Origin of the sequence: Pseudomonas savastanoi, assembly GCF_020917325.1 — a bacterium.
Lineage (GTDB): Bacteria > Pseudomonadota > Gammaproteobacteria > Pseudomonadales > Pseudomonadaceae > Aquipseudomonas > Aquipseudomonas amygdali.
Window position 1 is genome coordinate 2,059,794 of the sequence record NZ_CP076652.1, and the last position, 25,403, is coordinate 2,085,196.

A 25,403-nucleotide genomic window follows, 5' to 3' on the forward strand; every position below is an offset into this window, starting at 1 on the left:
AGTGCAACAGTTGCTTGACTCCGTTAAATCGCTGTCCGCCCGTGAACGCAAGGCGCTGGCGGTCCTGCTCAAGCGCCAGGGGGTGAATCTCTACGGGGTCACGCCGATCGCTGTAAGGGAGACGCAGGCCCCGTCTGCGCTCTCCTATGCGCAGCAGCGGCAATGGATCATCTGGCAACTGGAACCGCACAGCGCGGCCTACAACATTCCGCTGGCGCTGCGCCTGCATGGCGCGCTGGATGTCGAGGCATTACGGCGTAGCGTCGAACACCTGATCGAGCGTCACGAAACCCTGCGCACCACGTTTGAACAGCAGGGCGACGACGCGTTGCAGGTGGTGCATCCGGCGTCGCCGTTTGCATTGCATGTCGACCAACTGGCGGCTGGCGAAACGGTCGAGCGTTACGTCGATCAGGAAGTGCAGCAGCCCTTCGATCTGCAACATGGGCCGCTGTTGCGGGTCAGGCTGCTCAAACTGAGCGAGCAGGAGCACGTGCTGGTGTTGACCCAGCACCACATCGTCTCCGATGGCTGGTCGATGCCGATCATGGTTGACGAGCTGATGCAGTGCTATCAGGCCGCCACGCTGGGCCGCGAAGCCGAATTGCCACCCTTGCCGATCCAGTACGCCGACTACGCCCTCTGGCAGCGCAACTGGCTGGAAATGGGCGAGCAGGAACGCCAGCTTGCGTACTGGAAGCAACAGCTGGGAGAGCAACAGCCGATTCTGGAGCTGCCCACCGATCGACCGCGCCCGGCGCTGCGCAGCTACGACGGAGCGCGACTGAATGTCGAGCTGGATGCCGCGCTGCTGAACGACCTCAAGACTCTGGCGCGGCAGCAGGGCATCACCCTGTTCATGCTGTTGCTGGCGTCGTTGCAGACCTTGTTGCACCGCTACAGCGGTCAGGCCGATATACGCGTCGGTGTGCCCGTCGCTAACCGCACCCGCAGCGAAACCCAAGGGCTGATCGGCTTCTTCGTCAACACTCAGGTGCTCAAGGCCGACTTCGATACGCAAACCACCGTGGCCGGGTTGCTGCAGCAGATCAAACACACGGCTGTGCAGGCCCAGGCTCATCAAGACCTACCGTTCGAACAACTGGTCGAAGCCCTGCAACCGCAGCGCGATCTGAGCCGCAGCCCACTGTTTCAGGTGGCCTACAACCACCAGAGCGAAGGCCACAACGAGGCCCGCGAACTGGCCGGTCTGCGCCTGGAATATCAGCTGTCCGACAAACACACCGCGCAGTTCGACCTGACCCTGGACACCTGCGAACGCCCGAACGGCCTGGCCGCTTCGTTGACCTACGCCACCGACCTGTTTGACGCCGCAACCATCGAACGCATGGCCGAGCACTGGTGCAACCTGCTGAGCGGCATGTGCCGCGACGTCAACCAGCGCATCGCCGAGCTGCCGCTGTTGAGCGTCGATGAGTGGCAAGACACCCTGCGCGACTGGAACCGCGACCTTGCGGTTTATCCAAGTGAATATTGCGCCCATCAACGCATTGAAACTCAGGCCGAGCGCTCGCCGCTGGCCATCGCTCTGAGCTTCGGTGCCGAGCAATTGAGCTATCAACAGCTCAACAGCCGCGCCAACCAGCTGGCTCATAAACTGCGCAAGCAGGGCGTCGGCCCGGATGTTCGCGTGGGGCTGGCCGCTGAACGCAGTCTGCAGATGATCGTGGGAATGCTGGCGATCCTCAAGGCCGGTGGTGCATACGTGCCGCTGGACCCGGATTACCCGCAGGATCGCCTGAGCTTTCTGATGTACGACAGCGGTATCGAACTGTTGCTGACCCAGGCGCATTTGCTTGGGCAACTGCCTATTCCTGCACATGTTCAGACACTGGATCTGACTGATTCGCTGGACGGTTACAGCACGGAAAACCCGGTCAACCAGACCTCGCCAGACAACCTGGCCTACGTGATCTACACCTCCGGCTCGACCGGAAAACCGAAAGGCACCTTGCTCGCCCATCACAACCTGATGCGCCTGTTTGCTGCCACGGATGACTGGTTCAAATTCAGCGAAAAAGACGTGTGGACGCTGTTCCATTCCTTCGCCTTCGACTTCTCGGTGTGGGAGATTTTCGGCGCGCTGCTGCATGGCGGCCGACTGGTGATCGTGCCGCGCGAAGTGACCCGTTCGCCGGAAGACTTCCATGCGCTGCTGGTTGAACAGCGCGTCACAGTGCTCAACCAGACGCCGTCGGCGTTCAAGCAGTTGATGCGTGTGGCGTGTGATTCGCCTGTGCCGATGTCGCTGGAAAAGGTCATCTTCGGCGGCGAAGCGCTGGACGTCGCCAGCCTGAAGCCGTGGTTCGACCGTTTTGGCGATCATGCACCGCAACTGATCAACATGTACGGCATCACTGAAACCACCGTGCATGTCACTTACCGACCGATAACCGAGGCCGACACGCAAAACCCGGCCAGCCCGATTGGCGAGGCGATCCCGGATTTGTCGTGGTACGTGCTGGACGCTGATTTCAACCCGGTCGCCCAAGGCTGCTGCGGCGAACTGCACATCGGCCATGCGGGTCTGGCGCGGGGTTATCACAACCGCGCGGCGCTGACCGCCGAACGCTTCGTGCCGGACCCGTTTTCCAGCGACGGCGGTCGCCTGTACCGCACCGGCGACCTGGCCCGTTATCGCGCTGCTGGAGTGATCGAATACGCCGGGCGTATCGACCATCAGGTGAAGATTCGCGGCTTCCGCATCGAACTGGGCGAAATCGAAGCGCGCCTGCAAGCGCACCCGACCGTGCGCGAAGTGATGGTGCTGGCCGTGGACGGGCAATTGGCCGCGTATCTAGTCCCAGCCCAACCTGATCACGATCAGCAAAGCCTGCGCGAAACCCTGAAGACCGAACTCCGCGCGCACCTGCCGGATTACATGGTGCCGACGCATTTCATCGTCCTCGACAAGATGCCGCTGACCGCCAACGGCAAGCTGGACCGCAAGGCGCTGCCTGCGCCGGATGCCAGCCAGTTGCAGGCGGCCTATATTGCTCCGCAAGGCGAGCTTGAGCAGCAACTGGCGGCGATCTGGGCCGATGTGCTGAAAGTCGAGCAGGTCGGGCGTAGCGACAACTTTTTTGAGCTGGGCGGGCATTCGTTGCTGGCCACTCAGGTGATCTCGCGCATCCGTCAGCAACTGGACGTCGAACTGTCGTTGCGCGACCTGTTTGAAACGCGTGATCTGGCAGCCTTTGCGCTGGCGGCGGGCAACGGGCAGGGCAATGCTGCGCCACGCTTTATCAAGGCCGACCGCAGCCAGCCGCTGGGCTTGTCTTACGCACAGCAGCGCCAGTGGTTTCTCTGGCAGCTTGATCCAGAAAGCACTGCTTACACTATTCCTGCGGCCCTGCGTCTGAGCGGCTCGCTGGACATTGCCGCGCTGGAGCACAGTTTCAGCGCATTGATTGCCCGCCACGAAACCCTGCGCACCACCTTCCGCCAGCAGGGCGAACAGGCTGTGCAGATCATCCATGCGCCGCGTGCCTTGACCCTGATGGTCGAGTCCGTGCCTGCCGGCCAAACCCTTGAAGCCTGCGTGGAGCAGGAAATGCAGCGCCCGTTCGATCTGGAACAGGGCCCGCTGTTGCGCGTCCGCTTGCTGAATCTTGCTGCTGACGAACACGTGCTTATCCTGACCCAGCACCACATCGTTTCCGATGGCTGGTCGATGCCGATCATGGTCGATGAACTGGTGCGCCTGTACGAAGGCTACAGCCAGGGCCGCGAGGTGATGTTGACCGCGCTGGACATGCAATACGCCGACTATGCGCTGTGGCAACGCAACTGGATGGACGCCGGAGAACAGGCGCGACAGCTGGATTACTGGAAGCAGCAACTGGGCGACCAGCCGCCGATTCTGGAACTGCCCGCCGATCATCCGCGCCCGGTCGTGCAAAGCCACGCCGGTGCGCGGCTGGCGGTCGAGCTGGCGCCAGCGTTGATCGACGACTTGAAACAGGTCGCGCGGCAACAGGGCGTGACACTGTTCATGCTGCTGCTGGCGTCGTTCCAGACCTTGTTGCATCGCCACAGCGGCCAGCCGGACATTCGCGTCGGCGTGCCGATTGCCAATCGCACCCGCGCGGAAACCGAAGGCCTGATCGGTTTCTTCGTCAACACCCAGGTGCTGCGCGCCGAATTCGACCTGCACACCACGTTCAGCGAGCTGCTGCAACAGGTCAAACATGCGGCCCTGCAAGCCCAGGCGCATCAGGAACTGCCGTTCGAACAGCTGGTCGAGGCACTGCAACCTCAACGCAGCCTCAGTCACAGCCCGCTGTTCCAGGTGATGTTCAACCACCAAAGCCAGGCCAGTGCCGAGGTGCGCGCACTGCCCGGTTTGCAGGTCGAAGCGCTGACGTCCGAGAGCTATCCGGCACAGTTCGACCTGACCCTCAATACCGCCGAACACGATGGCGCTTTGAGCGCAGGCCTGACCTATGCCACCGCGCTGTTCGAACGCAGCACCATCGAGCGCATGGCCGGGCACTGGCTCGCGCTGTTGCAAGCCATTTGCGCCAATGCGGGTCAGCGTATCGCTGAGGTGCCAATACTTGACGCTGCCGAACAGCAGCAGATTATTCGCGACTGGAACGCCACGGCTGCCGATTTCCCTGGCGAGCACAGTCTGCACAGCCTGATCGAGGCGCAGGTGCTGGCCACGCCGGACGCCCCGGCGCTGGTCTTCGCCGCTGAACAACTCAGCTACGCGCAGCTCAATGCCCGCGCCAACCAGCTTGCTCATCGCTTGCGCGAGTCGGGCGTCGGCCCCGATGTGCTGGTGGGTATCTGTGTCGAGCGCAGCGTCGAGCTGGTCATCGGCCTGTTGGCGATCATCAAGGCCGGTGGCGCTTACGTGCCGCTGGACCCGGATTACCCCGAAGACCGTCTGGCCTACATGATGCAGGACAGCGGTATTGGTTTACTGTTGACCCAGAGTGCACTGCTACAGCGCCTGCCGGTTCAAGTACAGAGCCTTTGTCTGGATCAGGACGGCGATTGGCTTGACGGTTACAGCACTGCCAACCCGGTCAACCTCAGCCATCCGCTGAATCTGGCGTATGTGATTTACACCTCGGGTTCGACCGGCAAGCCCAAGGGCGCAGGTAACAGCCATCGCGCTCTGGTCAACCGTTTGCACTGGATGCAGAAGGCCTACACGCTGAGTGGCAGCGATACGGTATTGCAGAAAACCCCGTTCAGCTTCGACGTGTCGGTCTGGGAATTCTTCTGGCCGCTGCTGACCGGCGCACGTTTAGCCGTGGCGTTGCCGGGCGATCATCGCGACCCGGAGCGGCTGGTGCAGACCATCCGCGAACATCAGGTCACGACGCTGCACTTTGTGCCATCGATGCTTCAGGCGTTTCTCACCCATTCGCAGGTAGAAAGCTGTAACAGCCTGCGGCGTGTTGTGTGTAGCGGCGAAGCACTGCCTGCCGAACTCGCCGGTCAGGTGCTCAAGCGTCTGCCGCAGGCGGGCTTGTACAACCTGTACGGTCCGACCGAAGCGGCTATCGACGTGACGCATTGGACCTGCACTACGGACGACGTGCTCAGCGTGCCGATTGGTCGACCCATTGATAATCTGAAAACCCACATTCTGGATGACGGTTTGCTGCCTGCCGCGCAAGGCGTTGCGGCAGAACTGTATCTGGGCGGTGTGGGGCTGGCGCGGGGTTATCACAATCGCGCGGCGCTGACGGCTGAGCGCTTTGTGCCGGACCCGTTCGACGAGCAGGGCGGGCGTCTTTACCGAACCGGGGATCTGGCGCGTTATCGCGATGAAGGCGTTATCGAATACGCCGGGCGTATCGACCATCAAGTGAAGATTCGCGGCCTGCGTATTGAACTGGGCGAGATCGAAGCCAGCCTGCTGGAACACGAAAACGTTCAGGAAGCTGTAGTTGTCGACGTTGACGGCCCGTCCGGCAAGCAGCTGGCAGCCTATCTGGTGGCTGAGCACAGTGGCGATCACCTGCGGGACGCACTCAAGGCGTATCTCAAGGAAACACTGCCCGATTACATGGTGCCGACCCACTTCGTCTGGCTGGCAAGCATGCCGCTGAGCGCCAACGGCAAGCTGGATCGCAAAGCCCTGCCAGCACCAGACGCCAGCCAGTTGCAGCGCCAGTACGTTGCGCCGTCGACTGAGCAGGAGCAGCAAATGGCTGCGATCTGGGCTGACGTGCTGAAAGTCGAGCGCGTCGGGCTGAGCGACGATTTCTTCGAACTGGGCGGCCATTCGCTGCTGGCCACGCAACTGATTTCCAGAATTCACACGGGCCTGGGGATCGACATCCCGCTGCGCCTGATTTTCGAGAAACCGCAATTGAACGAATTTATTCAGGCTTTCGCCAGCAGCGGCTTGTCGCTGACCGACGACGGCTTGTCCGATATTGAAAAAATGATGAATGAAATGGCGGGTATCTGACATGGACAAGTCTGCAGCAGAGCGTATCGCCCAGCGTTTCGTTGGTTTGCCCGTCGAACAGCGCCGCCAGATTCTGAACAAGATGCACGAGACCGGGCAGAGCTTCAAACTGCTGCCCATTGCTGTAACCCGGCATGATGTAGCGCGTATCCCGCTGTCCTACGCTCAGCAGCGCATGCTGTTTCTCTGGCAGATGGAACCGGGCAACGCCGCGTACAACGTGCCTATGGCAGTGCGTCTGAATGGCCCGCTGGACCGGCAGGCATTGAGCGCAGCGCTGGACAATCTGGTGCAGCGTCACGAAACCCTGCGCACCCGGTTTGTTTCCGAGGACGGCGCGTTCTATCAGGAGATTCTTCAGCAGGCGACCGTTGCCCTTGAGTTTGCCTCGGTTGCGCCAGCCGACATCGAAAACCAGGTGCGCGCCGAGCTGCAAAAGCCCTTCGATTTGCTCAGCGGTACATTACTGCGGGTCAGGCTGTTTCAATTGGGCGAAGCCGAGCACGTTCTGACCGTGTGCATGCATCACATCGTCTCCGATGGCTGGTCCGGCGAAGTGCTGATTCGTGAGTTTGTGCAGTTGTATCAGGCTCAGGTCTCCGGGCAGCCAGCGCAATTGCCTGCGCTGGCCATTCAATATGCCGACTACGCGATCTGGCAGCGCGCATGGCTGGAAGCCGGGGAGGGCGAGCGGCAGTTGAACTACTGGAAGCAGCAGTTGGGCTCTGAGCATCCGCTGTTGAGCCTGCCGCTGGATCATCAGCGTCCGCTGCAACCGAGCCAGCGTGGCGCGACGGTGCGCGTCGATGTGCCGGAACAATTGTCCGCGCAACTGAAAAGCCTGGCGCGTAACAGTGGCCAGACCTTGTTCATGCTGACTCTGGCGGCACTGTCGGTGGTGCTGTCGCGTTTCAGTGGTCAGGCCGACATTCGCATTGGTGCGCCCAACGCCGGGCGCACCCGCAGCGAGCTGGAAGGCCTGATCGGCTTCTTCATCAACACTCAGGTTCTACGTGTGCAGGTGGATGAGCAGCAGAGCTTTGCGCAGTTGCTGGATCAGGTGAAACAGGTCGTGACCGGTGCCCAGTCGCATCAGGAACTGCCCTTTGAACATCTGGTGGATGCGCTGGCACCCGAGCGTAATCTGGGCCACAACCCGTTGTTCCAGTTCAAGATCAATCAGCACGTGCTGGCGGCCGAAGACAGCGGGCAACGTGTGTCGGGCCTGACCATCGATGAGTTTCCGATTGGCAGCAGCGATGCACGCTTTGATCTGGCCTTCGACTTCACCGACACGCCGCGCGGCATACGCGGTTATTTCACTTACGCCACCGACCTGTTTGAGCCATCGACCATCGAGCGCATGGCCGACGCGCTGCGTGCTGTGATGCAAGCACTGGTCGTGGACACTGACCAGCGTCTGGCTGATCAGCCGCAAGCAGTATCGTTGCCGGTCGCTGAGCAGAGCGCCGATTTTGCCTGCGATGACTTCCTCAGCCTGTGGCAACAGGGCCTGCGCAGCGGACGTGGCAAGACCGCGTTGCGCGTTGGCCAGCAGGTGTTGAGCTTTGATGAACTTGAACAACGCAGTAACCAGTTCGCCCGCTACCTGCATGCGCAGGACATCAAGCCGGGCATGACCGTTGCGCTGTGCCTGGACCGCTCTGTGGAATGGGTGGTCAGCTTGCTGGCAGTGCTCAAACTCGGTGCCGTTTACCTGCCGCTGGACAGCGCACAACCTGCCGAGCGTTTGCAGCAACTGGTTCGTGACAGCGGCGCGGCGTTGTTGATTCACGCGTCCGGCGATGACAAGGCCGCGCAACTGGGTGTGTGCCCGGTACTGGCCTTCGATGCTGCGCTGTGGTCCGAAGTGGATGGCAGTGCGCTGAATGTGCGTGTCATCGCCGGGCAACCGGCGTACATCATCTACACCTCCGGCTCCACCGGGCAGCCGAAGGGCGTGGTGATCAGCCACGGCGCGCTGGCCAACTACGTGCAGGGCGTGCTTGAGCGCCTGTCGCTGGATGACGGGGCGAGCATGGCGATGGTGTCGACTGTCGCGGCAGATCTGGGCCATACACTGCTGTTCGGTGCGCTGGCGTCCGGTCGGCCGCTGCATCTGCTGTCTCATGAGCAGGCGTTCGACCCTGATGGCTTCGCGCGTTACATGGCTGAGCATCAGGTTGAAGTGCTGAAAATCGTACCCAGCCATTTGCAGGGGCTGCTGCAAGCCGCCAACCCGGCCGACGTGCTGCCGGGCCAATTGCTGATTCTGGGCGGTGAGGCCAGTTCCTGGGCGTTGATCGAGCAAATCCGCGCGCTCAAACCGGGCTGCCGGATCGTCAACCACTACGGCCCGACGGAAACCACGGTCGGCATCCTCACCCATGAGTTGGCCGAGCGCGTTGACGCTTGCCGCAGTGTGCCGGTCGGTCAACCACTGGCCAATGGCAAAGCGCGGGTGCTGGACGCCTATCTCAACCCGGTTGCCGAACGTGTGGCAGGCGAGCTGTATCTGGGCGGTCGCGGTCTGGCGCAGGGCTATCTGGGCCGTGCGGCGATGACCGCCGAACGCTTCGTGCCGGACCCGCATGCCGATGGTCAGCGCCTGTACCGTGCGGGTGACCGCGCGCGCTGGGTGGACGGCGTGCTGGAGTACTTGGGGCGCGCGGATGATCAGGTGAAAATCCGCGGTTACCGGGTCGAGCCGGGGGAAGTCGGCCAGTTGCTGCAAACCCTGGAAAACGTCGCCGAAGCCGTGGTGCTGGCGCAGCCGCTGGAAAGCGACGAAACACGCCTGCAACTGGTGGCGTACTGCGTTGCGGCGGCCGGTGCGAGCCTCAGTGTCGACAGCCTGCGCGAGCAACTGGCTGCGCGCTTGCCCGAATACCTGGTGCCCGCGCAGATCATGCTGCTGGACAGGCTGCCCGTGACCGCCAACGGCAAGCTCGACAAGCGCGCCTTGCCTAAACCCGGCGTGGTCAAACAGCGCTACACCGCGCCAGTCGGCGAGATCGAGGAAAAGCTCGCCGCCGTGTGGGCTGACGTACTGAAACTGGAACAGGTCGGCAGCACTGACAACTTCTTCGAACTGGGCGGCGACTCGATTCTCAGCCTGCAGATCATCGCTCGCGCCAAGCGCCAGGGCATCAAGCTCAGCCCCAAGCAGTTGTTCGAAAAACAGACCATCAGCCAGTTGGCCTCGGTGGCAAAACTGATCCAGAAAAAACCAACTGCCGCGGTCGAACAGGTTAGTGGCTCGTTGCCGTTGCTGCCGATTCAGGCACGTTTTTTTGAACAGGATATCCCAGAGCGTCAGCACTGGAATCAGGCGCTGATGCTCAAGCCCCTGCAAACGCTGGATGCAATCCACCTTCAAGCTGCAATGACCGCGCTGATCGAACAGCACGACGCGCTGCGCCTGGGTTTTGCTCAGCAAGACGGCCAATGGCGAGCCACGTTCGGTGCGCTGAACACTCGCGACCTGCTCTGGACCCACGAACTGGACAGTGCCGAGCGCTTGCCTGAACTGGCCGATGAAGCACAACGCAGTCTGGACCTGAAAAACGGCCCGTTGCTGCGTGCGGTGCTGATCGACTTGCCGCAGGGCGAGCAGCGTTTGTTGCTGGTGATCCATCACCTGGTGGTGGATGGCGTGTCGTGGCGGGTGCTGCTGGAAGACCTGCAACAGGCGTATGTCGCCATCGCAGCAGGCCGGCCATTGGCGCTGGCGACGAAAACCAGCTCGCTGCAAAGCTGGGCCGAGCACTTGCAGGCCTACGCGCAAAGCCCTGCGTTGACGCAGGAACTGGATTATTGGCAGACGCAGTTGCAGGACGTCAGCGACGCCTTGCCCTGCGATCACCCGCACGGCGGTCAGCAACAGAAGCACGCGCTGTCGGTGGTCACGCAACTGAATGGCGAGCAGACCCGGCAACTGCTGCAAGACGCTCCGGCGGCTTATCGCACGCAGATCAACGACCTGCTGCTGACCGCGCTGGCGCGGGTGGTCAGTCGCTGGACCGCGCAGCCGCATTCCCTGATTCGTCTGGAAGGGCATGGCCGCGAAGACCTCTTCGACACGCTGGACATCACCCGTACGGTCGGCTGGTTCAGCAATCTGTACCCGGTCCGGCTCACGCCGCAGGCCACGTTGGCCGATTCGCTCATGACCATCAAGGAACAGCTGCGCGCAGTGCCCGACAAGGGCATTGGTTACGGCGCCCTGCGTTATCTGGGCAGTGAATCGGCGCGGCAGACCCTGCAAGCGTTGCCGCTGGGCAGTATCGTGTTCAATTACCTCGGGCAGTTCGACGGCAGCTTCGACGCACAAGGCGCGTTGTTCACGCCCTCGGCCGAGAGCAGCGGCGCGTCGCAGAGCGCCGATGCACCGTTGGCTGCGCCGCTCAGCATCAATGGCCAAGTGTATGGCGGCGAATTGCGCCTGAGCTGGACCTTCAGCGGTGCGGTATTTGAACGTGACACCGTGCAGCGGCTGGCCGACGAATATGCCGTTGAACTGCAACAATTGATTGCGCATTGCACCACTGATGGCGTGGCTGGGGTAACTCCGTCGGACTTCCCGCTGGCACGCCTGAGCCAGTCGCAGTTGAGCAGTTTGCCAATCCCTGCGGCGCAGATCGAAGATATCTACCCGCTGGCACCGATGCAGCAGGGCATGTTGTTCCACACCCTGTTCGAGCAGGAAGCGGGCAATTACATCAACCAGATGCGCGTCGAGGTCAGTGGCCTGGACGTGCCGCGTTTCCGTGCCGCCTGGCAGGCCACGCTGGATGCCCATGAAGTACTGCGCAGCGGCTTTGTCAGCCATCTTGAGCAGTCGCTGCAAGTGGTGTTGCGCGATGTCAGCATGCCGTTCGTCGAACTGGATGCCCGTGCGCAATCAGGCGAATGGATCGACGCTTGGGCGAATGCCGATCGCCAGCAGGGCTTCGACCTGGCTCGGGGGCCGCTTCTGCGCCTGGCCGTATTGCGTACTGGCGAGCAGATGCATCAACTGATCTACACCAGCCATCACATTCTCATGGACGGCTGGAGCAGCTCGCGCCTGCTGGGCGAGGTGCTGCAACGCTACAGCGGCCAGACGCTGCCACGGCAAGTCAGCCGTTATCGTGACTACATCGAATGGCTGCAACGCCAGGATGCTGCGCTCAGTAAACGTTTCTGGACCGGCCAGCTTGCCGAACTGGACGAGCCGACCCGGCTGGTTCAGGCCTTCAAAGCGTCCGGGAGCGAGCAGGGGCATGGTGATTACCTGCAACTGATCGATGCCGATGGCACCCGCCAGTTGAGCGAGTTTGCCCGCGAGCAGCGCGTCACCCTCAACACGCTGGTGCAATCGGCGTGGCTACTGGTGCTGCAACGCTACACCGGGCAGTCGAGCGTGACCTTTGGCGCAACCGTGGCCGGGCGTCCGGCTGACCTGCCGGGTGTTGAGGAGCAACTGGGGCTGTTCATCAACACCTTGCCGGTGATCGCCAGTCCGCGCCCGGAACAGCGGGTGGCGGACTGGGTACAGCAGGTGCAGGCGAAGAACATCGCCTTGCGTGAGCATGAACACACACCGTTGTACGAGATTCAACGCTGGGCACGCAGCGCTGGCGAGGCGCTGTTCGACAACATTCTGGTGTTCGAAAACTATCCGGTGTCCGAAGCGCTGCAACAGTCCGCACCGCCGGGGCTGGTGTTCGGCGGCCTGCACACCCAGGAGCAGACTCATTACCCGCTGACTCTGGTGGTCAATCTGGGCGAAACCCTGTCGATGCGTTTCAGCTATGCCCGCCAGCATTTCAGCGAGCAGCACATGGCGCAGTTGTCGGCGCATCTGCGCCAGGTTTTGCAGGCATTGGTGCGCGATCCGCAGGCGGCGATTGGTGAGCTGTCTTTGTTGAGTGGTCCCGAGCAGCAGGTGTTGGGGGACTGGAACGCTACCGCCGCCGATTTCCCGAGCGAGCATTGCCTGCACAGCCTGATCGAAGCCCAGGTACAGGCCACGCCGGACGCTCCGGCACTGATTTTCGCCGCCGAACAACTCAGCTATGGGCAACTCAACGCTCGCGCCAATCAGCTTGCGCATCGCTTGCGTGAAGCAGGTGTTGGCCCGGATGTGCTGGTGGGGATTTGTGTCGAGCGCAGTCTGGAACTGGTCATCGGCCTGCTGGCAATCATCAAGGCCGGTGGCGCTTATGTGCCGCTGGACCCGGATTACCCCGAGGATCGGCTGGCGTACATGATGCAGGACAGCGGCATTGGTTTGTTGTTGACCCAGACTTTGTTGCTGGAACGCCTGCCGGTTCCTGCGCAGTTACAACTTCTGTGCCTGGATCAGGATGGCGACTGGCTGGCCGGTTACAGCACCGCCAACCCGGAAAACCTCAGCCATCCGCTGAATCTGGCGTATGTGATTTACACCTCGGGTTCGACCGGCAAGCCCAAGGGCGCAGGTAACAGCCATCGCGCCTTGGCCAACCGTTTGCACTGGATGCAGAAGGCCTACACGCTGGATGGCAGCGATACGGTATTGCAGAAAACCCCGTTCAGCTTCGACGTGTCGGTGTGGGAATTCTTCTGGCCGCTGCTGACCGGCGCACGTCTGGCAGTAGCGCTGCCGGGCGATCATCGCGACCCGGAGCGGCTGGTGCAGACCATCCGCGAACATCAGGTCACGACGCTGCACTTTGTCCCGTCGATGCTCCAGGCGTTTCTCACCCATCCGCAGGTGGAAAGCTGTAACAGCTTGCGTCGTGTGGTGTGCAGTGGCGAAGCACTGCCTGCCGAACTGGCCGGTCAGGTGCTCACGCGTCTGCCGCAGGCGGGTTTGTTCAACCTGTACGGCCCGACCGAAGCGGCTATCGACGTGACGCACTGGACCTGCACCCCGGACGACGTGCTCAGCGTGCCGATTGGTCGACCTATCGATAATCTGAAAACCCATATCCTCGACGACGGATTGCTGCCTGCCGCGCAGGGCATTGCGGCAGAGCTGTACCTCGGCGGTATCGGTCTGGCGCGGGGTTATCACAACCGCGCGGCGCTGACGGCTGAGCGCTTTGTGCCGGACCCGTTCGACGAGCAGGGCGGGCGTCTTTACCGAACCGGCGATCTGGCGCGTTATCGCGATGAAGGGATTATCGAATACGCCGGGCGTATCGACCATCAGGTGAAGATTCGCGGCTTGCGTATCGAACTGGGCGAAATCGAAGCGCGTCTGCATGAGCATGCCGGTGTGCGAGAAGCCAATGTGATCGACATTGACGGGCCTTCCGGCAAGCAGCTTGTGGCGTATCTGGTGCGCACTGATGCCGCTCAGGACTCGGACGCTCTGCGCGAAACCCTGAAAACGCACCTCAAGGCTCACGTGCCGGATTACATGGTGCCGACATACTTTGTCTTCATTGATGTGATGCCGCTGACCGCCAACGGCAAGCTGGATCGTCGGGCACTGCCCAAACCGGACGTGGCTCGTTCACAGCAAGGCCACGTCGCGCCACGCACGGAATTCGAGCAACGTCTTGCCACGTTGTGGGAGCAGGTGCTGCAGGTCGAACGGGTAGGGCTCAACGATAACTTCTTCGCCCTGGGCGGCCACTCACTGCTGGCGGTTTCGCTGGCAGGCAGGATTCGCGAGACGTTTGATGTCTCCATCAAACTGCATGATTTTCTGTTGATGCAGACCTTGGGTGAGCTGGCCGATTTCATGCGTAGCGACGAGGCTAAGGTCAAATCGGCAGTCATCGCCATGAACGCCAGTCGATCTGACAACGCGCCATTATTCTGCCTGCCACCGGGCGGTGGCGGCACGTACTCGTATTACCCGCTGGCGGGTCAATTGAGCGACAGCCGACCGGTTTACGGGCTGGTCAACAAGGCTTACGTGGTGCCGGGCTGGTTTGATACGTCGTGGCAGGAAATGGTCGATTACTACGTCGAGCAAATCCGTATGACTCAACCGCACGGGCCTTACAACCTGCTTGGCTGGTCGATGGGTGGTGCGCTGGCCATCGAGGTGGCGCATGTGCTTGAGCGTGAGGGCGACGCGGTGAGTTTCCTCGGGCTGGTGGACACCCAACTGCCTGCCTCGGTCGGGATGCAGTGGGTCGAAGAAGCTCCGGAGGTCACCACGCAGAAACAGGGCGAAAACTACTACCGCAGCCTGATCAAAAGCTTGCAGGCGTTTGTGCCGGGCTTGCAGGAAGCGTCGATTGTGGGGCTTATCGAAACCGCCCGGCAGTCGCTGTCCAGCGAGGGCGAGGTGATTGACTGGGTAGTCGACCATGTCGCGCTGGAGGCCGGCATGAACGCCGACAACCTGCGCAGCATATTCCAGGACATCGCCGTGCAGGACGAGATCGAAACCGGTTACAAACTACTGGAAGCCAACGCACAGCTGAGCCAGGCATTTACCCTGAAAACGCTCAACGTACAGGCCGATTGCTGGTGGGCCGGGCAGAGCCGTGCGTCAGGGCAGATTGCCCGGGCTGAAGCGGTGTTGCTTGAACAGTGCTCGGTCAACGGGCTGCGCAGCTCGACAACGGTTGATCAGCGGCATGACAACGTGGTGCTTGCCGAGGCGTTTCTGCACGGGCTTGCCGAGCGGCTTGTGTGACGCAGAGCGTCACGAACGGCATTCCCACGCTGGAGCGTGCGGAACGATAATCCCAGCTATCGTGCGGCGCTCCGCGTCGCATGCAGTTCTGGACGCTTTGCGTCCGGTCTTGATTGTGCGGGGCGGCACATATCTGTGACGCAGAGCGTCACGAACGGCATTCCCACGCGGAGCGTGCGGAACGATAATCCCGACTATCGTGCGGCGCTCCGCGTCGCATGCAGTTCTGGACGCTCTGTGTCCGATCTTGATTGTGCGGGGCGGCGCAGATTTGTGATGCGGAGCGTCACGAACGGCATTCCCACGCGGTGCGTGCGGAACGATAATCTCGACTATCGTGCGGCGCTCCGCGTCGCATGCAGTTCTAGACGCTCTGCGTCCGATCTTGATTGTGCGGGGCGGCGCAGATCTGTGATGCGGAGCGTCACGAACGGCATTCCCACGTGGAGCGTGCGGAACGATAATCCCGACTATCGTGCGGCGCTCCGCGTCGCATGCAGTTCTGGACGCTCTGCGTCCGGTCTTGAGGTTGCGGCGCGGCACAGATCTGTGACGCAGAGCGTGACGCACGGCATTCCCACGCTGGAGCGTGCGGAACGATAATCTCGACTATCGTGCGGCGCTCTGCGTCGCATGCAGTTCTGGACGCTCTGCGTCCGATCTTGATTGTGCGGGGCGGCGCAGATCTGTGACGCGGAGCGTCACGAACGGCATTCCCACGCGGAGCGTGCGGAACGATAATCCCAGCTATCGTGCGACGCTCTGCGTCCGGTCTTGATTGTGAGGTGCGAGCGCGGGCTTCTAAAAATCACCGCGCAACGTCAGGACGTAGTTGCGCGGGTCGCCGTAGTAGTTGCCGCGGTCGATGTCGCCGGTTGCCTTGTAGTATTTGCGATCCAGCAGGTTGTTGCCGTTGAGGGCCACCGACCAGTGTTCGTCGATCTTCCATGAGGCGCGTGCGTCCCAGATGGCGCGGCCAGGGTTGTCGATGGGCTGGGTCGACTCGTGCTCCGAGTAGCCGCTTTGCGCCGATACACCGCCGCCGACGGTCAGTCGACGCCAGGTGCCGGGCAGGTTGTAGCTGCTGGACAAGCGCAGCATGTGCCGGGGTGTTTCTGCTGAAATCGATTTCCCGTCGCTGCCGCGCGTGAGGTTGAAGGTGTAGCCAGCCAGGGTCTGCAAGCCCGGTAACGGCTCACCACTGATCTCCATGTCGATACCCTTGCTGCGCCGGATGTCGCCATTCAAATAGCAGGTGCCGTAAGCGTCGTTGCTCAGGCACTGGCCCGCATTGGCATCGTCCTCGACCGCTACGTCTTTCTGTTTCACATAGAACAGCGCAAAAGACACGTTCAGACGCTTGTCGAACAACTCACCCTTGATACCGGTTTCATGGCTGGCACCGATGGCCGGGTCGAGGAATGCGCCGGATGCCGTTCTATAACCGCTCTGCGGCAGAAAGATATCGGTGTAGCTGGCGTACCACGACCAGTCGCGGTTCAGATCGTAGATCACACCCACGAATGGCGTGACCTGGTTCTTCTCCTGTGCGCGAGTGGTCACGCCTGCGGATTGGCTCTGATAGTCATACCAACTGACCCGGCCGCCCATGACCAGGCTCAACGACTCGCTCAGGCTCAGGCGCAGGTTGCTGTAAACGCCATAACGCTTGTCGCTGTAGTCGGTACTGCGCCAGGCCGGACGCGCAGGTTCTGCAATCGCGTCGTGATCGGGATTGACGATGTCCAGCGGCCGATTACTGTTGACGGTGGCATAGCGCGAATCACGTTTTTGCTCAGACCAGTTGCCGCCGATGGTCAACTGGTGGGTCAGGCCAAAGGCGTCGAAACGACCGTCCAGATGGCTGTCGAAGCCGTCGCTTTGCAGCGTGTCCGAGCGAAACAGGGTTCTGACCAGTCGCGAACCGCTCTGGGTCGCAGGGTCTATGGCGCCTTGTGCGTAGGCGACTTTCTGATCGAAAGCGCCATCAGAGTGAGTGGCAGACAGTGTGCCGCTCCAGTTCTCGTCAAAGCGGGTTTCCAGTTCGCTGAACACCTCGTCCGTCCGGGTCTGATGACGGTTCCAGTCCTGGGCCAAGGAGGTAGAGCGCGGCAGATCGATGGCTTTGCCGTTGCTGTAGCGGGGCAGGCCGAAAATCGAGTAGCCGTGGGTATCCGCGCTCTGATGGCGCAGGCCCAGCGTGAGCGTAGTGTCTTCGCTCAGATCGGTTTCCAGAATGCCGTACAACAACGGCGCAGTCTTTTTCAGACCGTCGATGAAGTATCCGCGATCTTCGTAAGACGTGACAAAACGCCCGCGCACGCTGCCCGAGTCGTTGAGCTTGCTGCTGCCATCCAGATCGACCCGGTACTGGTCCCAACTGCCAGCGCGGGTGGTGATCGAGAACTGCGCTAAGGCGGTCGGTCGCTTGCGCACCAGATTGACCGCGCCACCGGGGTTGCCCGCGCCGATAAGCAGCCCGGCAGCACCGCGCAACACTTCGACACGGTCGTAGATCTCCATGTCCGGGGTCATCCAGCCGGTCACGCTGTAACCCTGGCCGGCCACGCCATCGATGGTGTAGCTCTCGTCTTCTAGCGCAAAGCCCCGCGAGCTGAACACATGAGAGCCAAAGTTGCGTTGCGAAAAGGTGATGCCAGGCGTCTGCGCCATCACTTCGTCGAGGCCGTTGAGGTTTTTGTCGTTCATCAACTGACGGGTCATGACCGTGACCGATTGCGGGGTTTCGCGCAGCGATTGTGATGCCTTGTTGATGCTCACGCCGGTCGCTGCGTACGAGCCGCTGCCCTCGGTGGTGATACCGAACGGGTCGCCTTTGATCGCCACCGGCCCAAGGCTCATGGGTTGCGCGGACGCCGCGCTGCCGAGGGTCAGGGTGTCGGCCTCGAGGTTGTGCGTTACGCCAGCCTGTTTCAGCAGATCAGCGACCGCTTGCTCAGGCGTCAACCTGCCATGCACCGGGCTGCTGAACTTGCCGTTCACATCATCGGGGTTGTAAAGAATTTGCAGGTCGCCCTGGCACCCCAGCTCTTTAAGGGCGCTGTTCAGGGGTTGCGCGGGGATATCGAACTCGAACTCTTCAGCCAGTGCCTCGCCCTGAAAAGCCAATGCCAGCACCAGCCCGCCCAGACGCAAGCCAAGCGTTTTCACGCGGCCTGTGCGCAGACGGCTGAAGGGTGTTGGCATGGGAAGGATGGCTCATTGAAATCGAGGGTGCAGGATAATGTATTTGCGCGGTTTGGTCGTGGGCACAGCTGTGCATTACCAGCCGACAACGCGTCGCACATCAAAACCGGACGCAGAGCGTCCAGAAAGGCGTTCCAACGCGGAGCATTGGCACGATAGGTGTTCTCACGGACACCTATCGCTCCGCACACTCCAGCGTGGGAATGCCCCGCGTGAAGCTCTGCATCACAAGCCGACAACGCGTCGCACATCAAAACCGGACGCAGAGCGTCCAGAAAGGCATGCCAACGCGGAGCATTGGCACGATAGGTGTTATTACGGACACCTATCGTTCCGCACGCTCCAGTGAACTGCCCCCAAGAAGTTGGACACCAATCCGACCTCATGGGGGTGTTCAAATGGGTAAGTATTCAGAGCAGTTCAAGCTCACTGTCGTCAAAGCGTATCTTGAAGGCAACATGGGCTTTCGTATGGTAGCCCGCCAGTTCTCAATCGATTTCAGTCTGCTTCGACGCTGGGTCGCTAACTACAAGAGTCATGGTCACACCGGCCATCGCAAGCCTGGTCTTCGATACAGCGAAGCTTTCAAGCGCTCAGTGCTTGAACACAGGCGTGAACACAAGCTGTCGCTCCGTCAGGCCGCTGCGCATTTTGGTATCGGGGATCCCGGCCAAATAGTCATTTGGGAAAAGCGGCATTACAGTAGCGGTACAGCCCCGTATGTTCCTGCCAGAAGAAAGCCTGTCGCCATGCCAAAGAAGCCTTATCCCGCCAAACCAGTAACCGCCGACGATACGCAGAAGACGCGCGACCAGTTGATGAGCGAGCTTGAATATCTGCGCATGGAGAACGCTTACCTAAAAAAGTTGGAAGAGCTGAAGGAGCAGAAACGACGGCAACCGAAAAAGCCCTGATCATCAAGCAACTGAGGGGCCGGTTCCCGCTTTGCGCTCTGCTGAGGCTGGCGGGCTTGGCACGCAGCACGTTTTACTACCAGGTTCAGGTGCAATCCAGACCCGATCCCGATGCTGCTTTGAAACAGTTAATCGAAAGCATTTACCACGAGGAGAAAGGCCTTTATGGCGCTCGGCGTATCACGGCGGTCATTCGCAATGCAGGTATTTTGGTCAACAAGAAGGTTGTAGAACGACTGATGGCAGAACTGGGCCTGCGATCAGTGGTGCGCCCCAAAAAATACCGCTCCTATAAGGGCGTAATCGGAACCATTGCGCCGAATTTGCTGGAGCGCAATTTCAGCGCGCAACGCCCGAACCAGAAGTGGGTGACCGATGTGACTGAGTTCAAGGTAGGCAATCGAAAGCTGTATCTCTCACCCGTGATGGACTTGTACAACGGTGAAATCGTGGCGTATGAAGTGTCGACAAGGCCGAGCTTTGAGCTGGTCACCAGCATGCTGGACAAGGCGTTGCAGCAGTTGCAGGACGAGCCGAAGCTTGTGATGCACTCGGACCAGGGCTGGCAGTATCAACATGCGCAGTATCGCCATAAGCTATCGGTACGAGGCGTCAAACAAAGCATGTCCCGTAAGGGCAACTGCCTGGACAATGCGGCAATGGAAAGCTTTTTCGGTACACTGAAATCCGAGTTTTTCTACCTGAAACAGTTTGAAAGCATCGATGAGTTGAAAGCAGGTCTGGATGAGTACATCCACTACTACAACCATGACCGCATCAAGCTGAAGCTCAACGGTCAAAGCCCCGTAAAGTATAGGGCTCAGGCGGCAAGCTAAACCGTCCAACTTTTGGGGGGCAGTTCACCAGCGTGGGAATGCCTTGGGTGACGCTCCGCGTCACAAATCTGCGCCGCGCCGCGTATTCAAGAACGGACGCAGAACGTCCACAAAGGCATGCCAACGCGGAGCATTTGCACAAGAGTCAAAGCCTGGACTCAGATCAGAAATCCCCCCGCAAGGTCAGGACATAGCTGCGCGGTTCGCCGTAGACGTTGGAGCGGTCGGTGGCGATCGAGGTGCCGTAGTACTTGCGGTCGAAAAGGTTTTCGGCGTTGAGCGACACCTTCCAGTTCTCGTCCAGTTTCCACGAGGCTCGCGCATCCCAGATGGCCTTGCCAGAAACACCCAGCTGTTTGTTGGAAGGCACTTCATAGCCCGAATCTGCCGACACGCCGGTACCCAGGGTCAGGCGGTTCCATGCACCCGGCAGGTTGTAGCTGGTGTTGAGGCGCAGCATGTGTTTTGGCGTTTCGTAAGCGACATCCGCATCGCCATTATTGCGCAGCATGTTGAAGGTATAGCCGCCGAACACTTGCAGGCCTGGCAACACTTCACCGCTGGCTTCGACGTCGACACCCTTGCTGCGACTGATGCCGTCCTGCAGGTAGCAGGAGCCGTCGGAGCTGGTCGGGCAGGTCTGAGTAGTGTTCACGTCCAGCGCGGCGACATCTTTCTGTTTGATGTAGAACAGTGCCATCGACAGGTTCATGCGCTTGTCGAACAGTTCACCCTTGAAGCCCGTTTCGTAGTTGGAACCGATGGCCGGGTCCAGCGGCGAGCCGCCTGAGGTTACGTAGTTGGCCTGCGGTGTGAAGATGTCGGCATAGCTGGCGTACCACGACCAGTTGTCGTTGATGTCGTAGATCAGGCCCGCGAACGGGGTGAATTCCTGAGTCTGCTTGGATTCATAATCCGTGGCCGCACCGGTTTTGACGTCGTACTTGTAGTCATACCAGCTCAGGCGGCTGCCCAGAACCACGCTCAACGGCTCGCTCAGGTGAATACGCGTGTTGGCGTACAGGCCTGCGCGTTCTTCGGTCGTGTCGATGTCGGTTTGCCAAGCCGGACGAGCTGGTTTGGCGAACGCACTCTGGTTGACGTCGAAAATGTTGATCGCGGATCGGGTTGGTGCAGTAGCCTGATGCGTATTGGCGTTCTGTTTCGACCAGTCGGCGCCCAACGTCACCTGATGCTCAAGGCCGAAAGCGTTGAAGTTACCTTCCAGTTGAGTGTTCAGGCCGGTGCTGTCCACTTCGTCTCTGCGAAAAAGTGTGTTCTGGAAGGTCGAGCCTGCCAGCGTCACAGGGTTGACTGCTCCCCGCGCGTAAGCGATAGCCTGATCAAACCCACCCTGCGAATACGTCAAAGACGTGCGGCTGGTCCAGTCTTCATTGAAACGATGCGCGACTTCGGTAAACACCTCGGTCATGTCGCTTTCGAGACGGTTCCACTTCTGCGCCAGGTTGGTCGAGCGCGACAGGCCCAATGACTGACCGTTGCTGTAGCGCGGCAGGCCGTAGATCGAGTAGCCATTGATGACCTGTTCCTGGCGACGCAGGCTCATGGTCAGCGTGGTGTCATCGCTCAGGTCGGCTTCGACGATGCCGTACAGCAGCGGGGTGCGGCTGTCGCGCCCGTCCAGGTACGAACCGCTGTCATCGTAGGCTGCGACCATGCGCCCGCGCAGCGTACCCGAATCGTTGAGCTTGCCGCTGCCGTCCAGATCGACGCGGTACTGATCCCACGAACCTGCGCGAGTGGTGATCGAAAATTTGTTGTCGGCGGTCGGGCGCTTGCGCACCAGATTGACCGCGCCGCCGGGCTGACCGGCACCGACCAGCAGGCCGGACGCGCCGCGCAATACTTCCACACGGTCGTAGATGGCCATGTCCGGCTGCATCCAGCCGGTGATCTGATAGCCCTGACCGCCAATGCCGTCGACCAGAAAGCTCTCCGCCAGCAGCGAGAAGCCGCGCGAGGTGTACACGTGACCGCCGAAATTACGGTACTGGAAGGTGATCCCCGGGGTGTCCTCCAACACCTTGCTCAGGCTGTTGAGGTTGTTGTCATCCATGACTTGCCGAGTCACCACGCTTACAGACTGCGGTGTTTCACGCAGCGACTGTGGCGCGCCCTTGCCGATACTTACCGCGCCGGTGGTGTAAGAGCCAGTGCCGTCAGTGGCGGTGCCCAGGTACTGCGAGTCGATTGCAGTTGGCGCCAGGTTGACCGTGGCTGTCTGGGTCGAACCGTCTGCGGCGGTTTCCTGTGCCTGGCTGGCCACCGGCATGCAGAGCGCAAGGCCCATGACCGCCATGGATGGCCGGGAGCGGAACATCTGACTGAGCATCAACGCTTTGCTGAGCGGGGTAAGTCGTGACGGGTTGTGCATGAATTGGCTCTTTCCAGTGGGTATCGGCAAGGAGATTGAGAGCGTTGGTCAGGTCTGCGCAGTCGGGTTCAGCCGTCGACGGGGCAGGCGTGAGCAACTTTTTTATAGGGCGTTGCGCGGGAGATGGCTGTGCACGCAATTCGCTGTTAATGAGAACGAAAGCGAATAACGTTTATTTAATGAATTTTTCACAATTCCGGAAAAAAGATGGCGCTTAGCTATCTGGTTGGGGCGGGCATGGCTTCGCCGGGCAACAAAAAGCCCCGCTCGCGGACTGGCCGGGCGGGGCTTTCGAGGCATGGATGAATCAGGCCGGAATGGTTTTGCCGTAAGTGTCGTTCTGCACCTGCTCGACCTGAATCTGCCCGGTCTGCATGCGCACCAGTTGATCGGCGATGTAAAAATAGCGGTCGTCATGGGAGATGACGATGATGGTCTTGCCTTGCTGCTTCAGCTCCGGCAGCAGTTCGGTGTAGAACACGCGCCGGAACGCCGGGTCCTGATCAGCGGCCCACTCGTCGAAGACCAGCACCTGACGCTCGTCCAGCCACGCGTTGATCAGTGCCAGACGCTTGCGCTGACCGGTCGACAGGTCGGTGGTGGTGAAGGCACCGTCCTTGATGTTGACCTTGTGCGCGATGTCCAACCGCTCCAGGTATTTGCCAGCGTCTTGCGGCAGCGCGGCCTGTCCCTGCAACGGCTCATCAAACAGGTAGTAATCGGCAAAGATCGTAGTGAATAACTGGCGGTAGTCATCCAGGTTTTCCGGGGTGACGGTCTGCCCATTCAGGCGGATTTCGCCCTGTTGCGGCGTGTACAGACCCAGCAGCAGCTTGATCAGCGTGGTCTTGCCACAGCCGTTTTCGCCGACGATGAATACGATATCGCCCTGTTTGATGCTCAAATCGACCGGGCCGAGATGAAAGGCGTCGCTGCCCTCGACCGGCGGGTAGTCATAACGCAGGTTGTGCAATTCCAGGGTTTGCATATTGGCCAACGAATTGGGGCGGTCGCTGACCAGCAAGTGGGGTTCGGGGCTGGAAAACTTCCACGACAGTTCGGCGATGCGGCGCATGGCGATCTGTGCGCGGCTGATGCCGGGCAGGGCGGTGATCAGGCGTTCCAGCGGGCCTTTCATGTACAGCATCACCAGCACGAAGCCGCCCAGCACGGTCTTTTCGGTGGTCGGCCACATGGCTTGGAAGGCGATGGCGATGCCGATCACGGCAAAGAACAGCATCGAACCGAAGGTTTCCGCGCTGACGAAAATGTTGGCGGCGCGAATGTTCGAGCGGCAGATGTGCTCGGTGGCACCGTGAATCTTCTCGTCGAGCATGTGCTGGCGACGCTTGCGCTGAATGCGTAGTTCCTTGGCACCCGCAGACAGCGCCTGATAGTGCTTCTGCAATTCGTCTTCGCTGTTGCGCGCCGCCAGAATGCTGCGCATGCCGTACGCATGGGCCAGGTACTGCGCGCCGGTGCCGAGCACCACGGTGAGCACGGTCAGCGCCAGAATCTGCCAGGACAGCAGCGCCAGATAGGTCAGACAGCCCAGGGTGACAGTGAACGAGATGACCATCGGTGCGACCGACAGGGCGAAGGTGCTGATGGTGTTGACGTCGTTGAGCAGCACCGGAATCAGGCGGTGCGAGCGATAACGCTCCAGTTGCTCGATGGGTGCCACCAGCACCTTGGCAGCCAGCTCGCGGCGCAGGTTGGCGACCACGCGCTGGCCAACGTAGTTGGTCGACAGGTTGGACAGTGTCGAGCAGGCCAGGGTCAGCACACACAACCCGGCAAACAGCAGCGCGGTCTGCGTGTCCGGGCCGCCGGGCATGTTCATCGCGTTGTTGATGGTGGCCAGCAGGCCGGTGACGCTCAGACCGCTGACAATCCCCAGCACGGTCGACAGCGCCACCAGCCACCAGAAGGGCTTGAGGATTCTCAGGGTTTCCCGGGCGAGGCTTTCAGTTTTGCGGGTCATGGTGTGTCTCGTCAGTGTCCGTGAGTGCGGCCCGCGTCTGTCGCAGGCCGCAGGCGCGCATGAAGTCCGTTACAGGTCGCGGGCGACCCGGAAACCCAGCCAGTCGCCACGCACATCCGGCTGACGGCTGTTGCGGTTGCCGGAGCGGGAGAAGATCGGCGCTTCGGTCCAGTCATTGCCGCGAATCATTTTCCAGGTGCAATCGCCAGCCAGCCACGCGCTGCCGTCCGTGGGCGCGCCGTTGTAGTTGCTGGTCTCGCAATCGGCGGTCCATTCGTAGACATTGCCGTGGGCGTCGTAAATGCCGAAATCGTTGGGGCTGTAGCTGCCAGCGGGTGCGGTGTAGCTGAAGCCGTCTTCCGGGCCGTAGGTGTTGGCGTGTTTGGCGATGCTGTAAGGCTTGCCTTCGTCCATCGGGAACGGGAAAGAGCCCTTGCTGCCGCCCCGTGCCGCGTATTCGCGTTGCGCTTCGCTGACCATGTGATAGGACTTGCCGGTCTTTTTCGACAGCCATTCGACATAGGCCTTGGCTTCGTTCCAGTCCATGCACACGGCGGGCTGACGCGGGCTCAGCGGGTAGCGCGGCTTGCCGGCCTTGCACTCGCGGCCTGGCCGGGTATCGCCATCCGGCATCTTGTAGCCGGAGCTCTTGATATAGGCATTCCACTCGCCGCTCAGCACCTGAAAACGGCTGATGGCGAACGGTTTGGCGAAGGTCACGTCGTGCAGCGGGCCTTCGTCCGGCTGGCGACCCAATTCTTCCTCGGGTGCGCCCATGGTGAAAGTGCCCGCAGGCAGCACGACCATTTCCGGGCAATCCTTGCAGTCCTTGAACACTTTTCCGGGCGCGGGCACCGCCGCAGGCGTGGCGGCGAGGGTGGAGCCGCAGAGCAACAGACCGAGCAGGGCGGAAAGGGACAGCAGTGTTTTTTTCATGACGGGTCTCGATAGAAAACGGAAAACAGTGGATTCAGTGCACGCACG

General features: G+C 60.8%; 7 protein-coding genes. 3 read left to right on the top strand and 4 right to left on the bottom strand.

Features of this window, described 5'->3' with window-relative positions:
- Position 1 precedes the first annotated feature (1 nt).
- Both KP808_RS09045 and KP808_RS09050 read left to right on the top strand, forming a co-directional pair.
- Complete coding sequence (locus KP808_RS09045) at positions 2–6,457, top strand: non-ribosomal peptide synthetase (RefSeq protein WP_230018177.1); 6,456 nt, start codon at positions 2–4, stop codon at positions 6,455–6,457.
- Position 6,458: 1 nt separating this feature from the next.
- Positions 6,459–15,083: an amino acid adenylation domain-containing protein gene (locus KP808_RS09050; protein WP_230018179.1), complete on the top strand. Its 8,625-nt coding sequence runs from the start codon at positions 6,459–6,461 to the stop codon at positions 15,081–15,083.
- Between the two features lie 801 nt (positions 15,084–15,884).
- Here KP808_RS09050 and KP808_RS09055 read toward each other — a convergent pair.
- Complete coding sequence (locus KP808_RS09055) at positions 15,885–18,290, bottom strand: TonB-dependent siderophore receptor (protein WP_230018181.1); 2,406 nt, start codon at positions 18,288–18,290, stop codon at positions 15,885–15,887.
- Positions 18,291–18,688: 398 nt separating this feature from the next.
- Here KP808_RS09055 and KP808_RS09060 point away from each other — a divergent pair.
- Positions 18,689–20,040, top strand: a protein-coding gene (locus tag KP808_RS09060) for an IS3 family transposase (protein WP_122259038.1) whose coding sequence is annotated in 2 segments (ribosomal slippage) — positions 18,689–19,148 and positions 19,148–20,040 — 1,353 coding nt in all. Because the reading frame shifts where the segments join, the coding sequence is not laid out codon by codon here.
- Positions 20,041–20,203: 163 nt separating this feature from the next.
- On the opposite strand, the gene KP808_RS09065 is transcribed toward KP808_RS09060, so the two are convergent.
- The 3 genes from KP808_RS09065 to pvdO form a co-directional block, all read right to left on the bottom strand.
- Positions 20,204–22,435: a TonB-dependent siderophore receptor gene (locus KP808_RS09065; RefSeq protein ID WP_230018183.1), complete on the bottom strand. Its 2,232-nt coding sequence runs from the start codon at positions 22,433–22,435 to the stop codon at positions 20,204–20,206.
- A 307-nt stretch (positions 22,436–22,742) separates the two neighbouring features.
- Complete coding sequence (locus tag KP808_RS09070; protein ID WP_230018184.1) at positions 22,743–24,419, bottom strand: cyclic peptide export ABC transporter; 1,677 nt, start codon at positions 24,417–24,419, stop codon at positions 22,743–22,745.
- A 69-nt stretch (positions 24,420–24,488) separates the two neighbouring features.
- Entirely contained in the window at positions 24,489–25,355 is an 867-nt protein-coding gene (gene pvdO / locus KP808_RS09075) for a dihydropyoverdine dehydrogenase (RefSeq protein ID WP_057402005.1), read from the bottom strand.
- Positions 25,356–25,403: the final 48 nt, after the last annotated feature.

What these genes read in the sequence shown, in the direction of transcription:
- KP808_RS09055 (WP_230018181.1), bottom strand. Translation starts at nt 18,290, where the DNA reads ATGCCAACACCCTTCAGCCGTCTGCGCACAGGCCGCGTGAAAACGCTT.
- pvdO (WP_057402005.1), bottom strand. Translation starts at nt 25,355, where the DNA reads ATGAAAAAAACACTGCTGTCCCTTTCCGCCCTGCTCGGTCTGTTGCTC.
- KP808_RS09065 (WP_230018183.1), bottom strand. Translation starts at nt 22,435, where the DNA reads ATGCACAACCCGTCACGACTTACCCCGCTCAGCAAAGCGTTGATGCTC.
- KP808_RS09070 (WP_230018184.1), bottom strand. Translation starts at nt 24,419, where the DNA reads ATGACCCGCAAAACTGAAAGCCTCGCCCGGGAAACCCTGAGAATCCTC.
- KP808_RS09050 (WP_230018179.1), top strand. Translation starts at nt 6,459, where the DNA reads ATGGACAAGTCTGCAGCAGAGCGTATCGCCCAGCGTTTCGTTGGTTTG.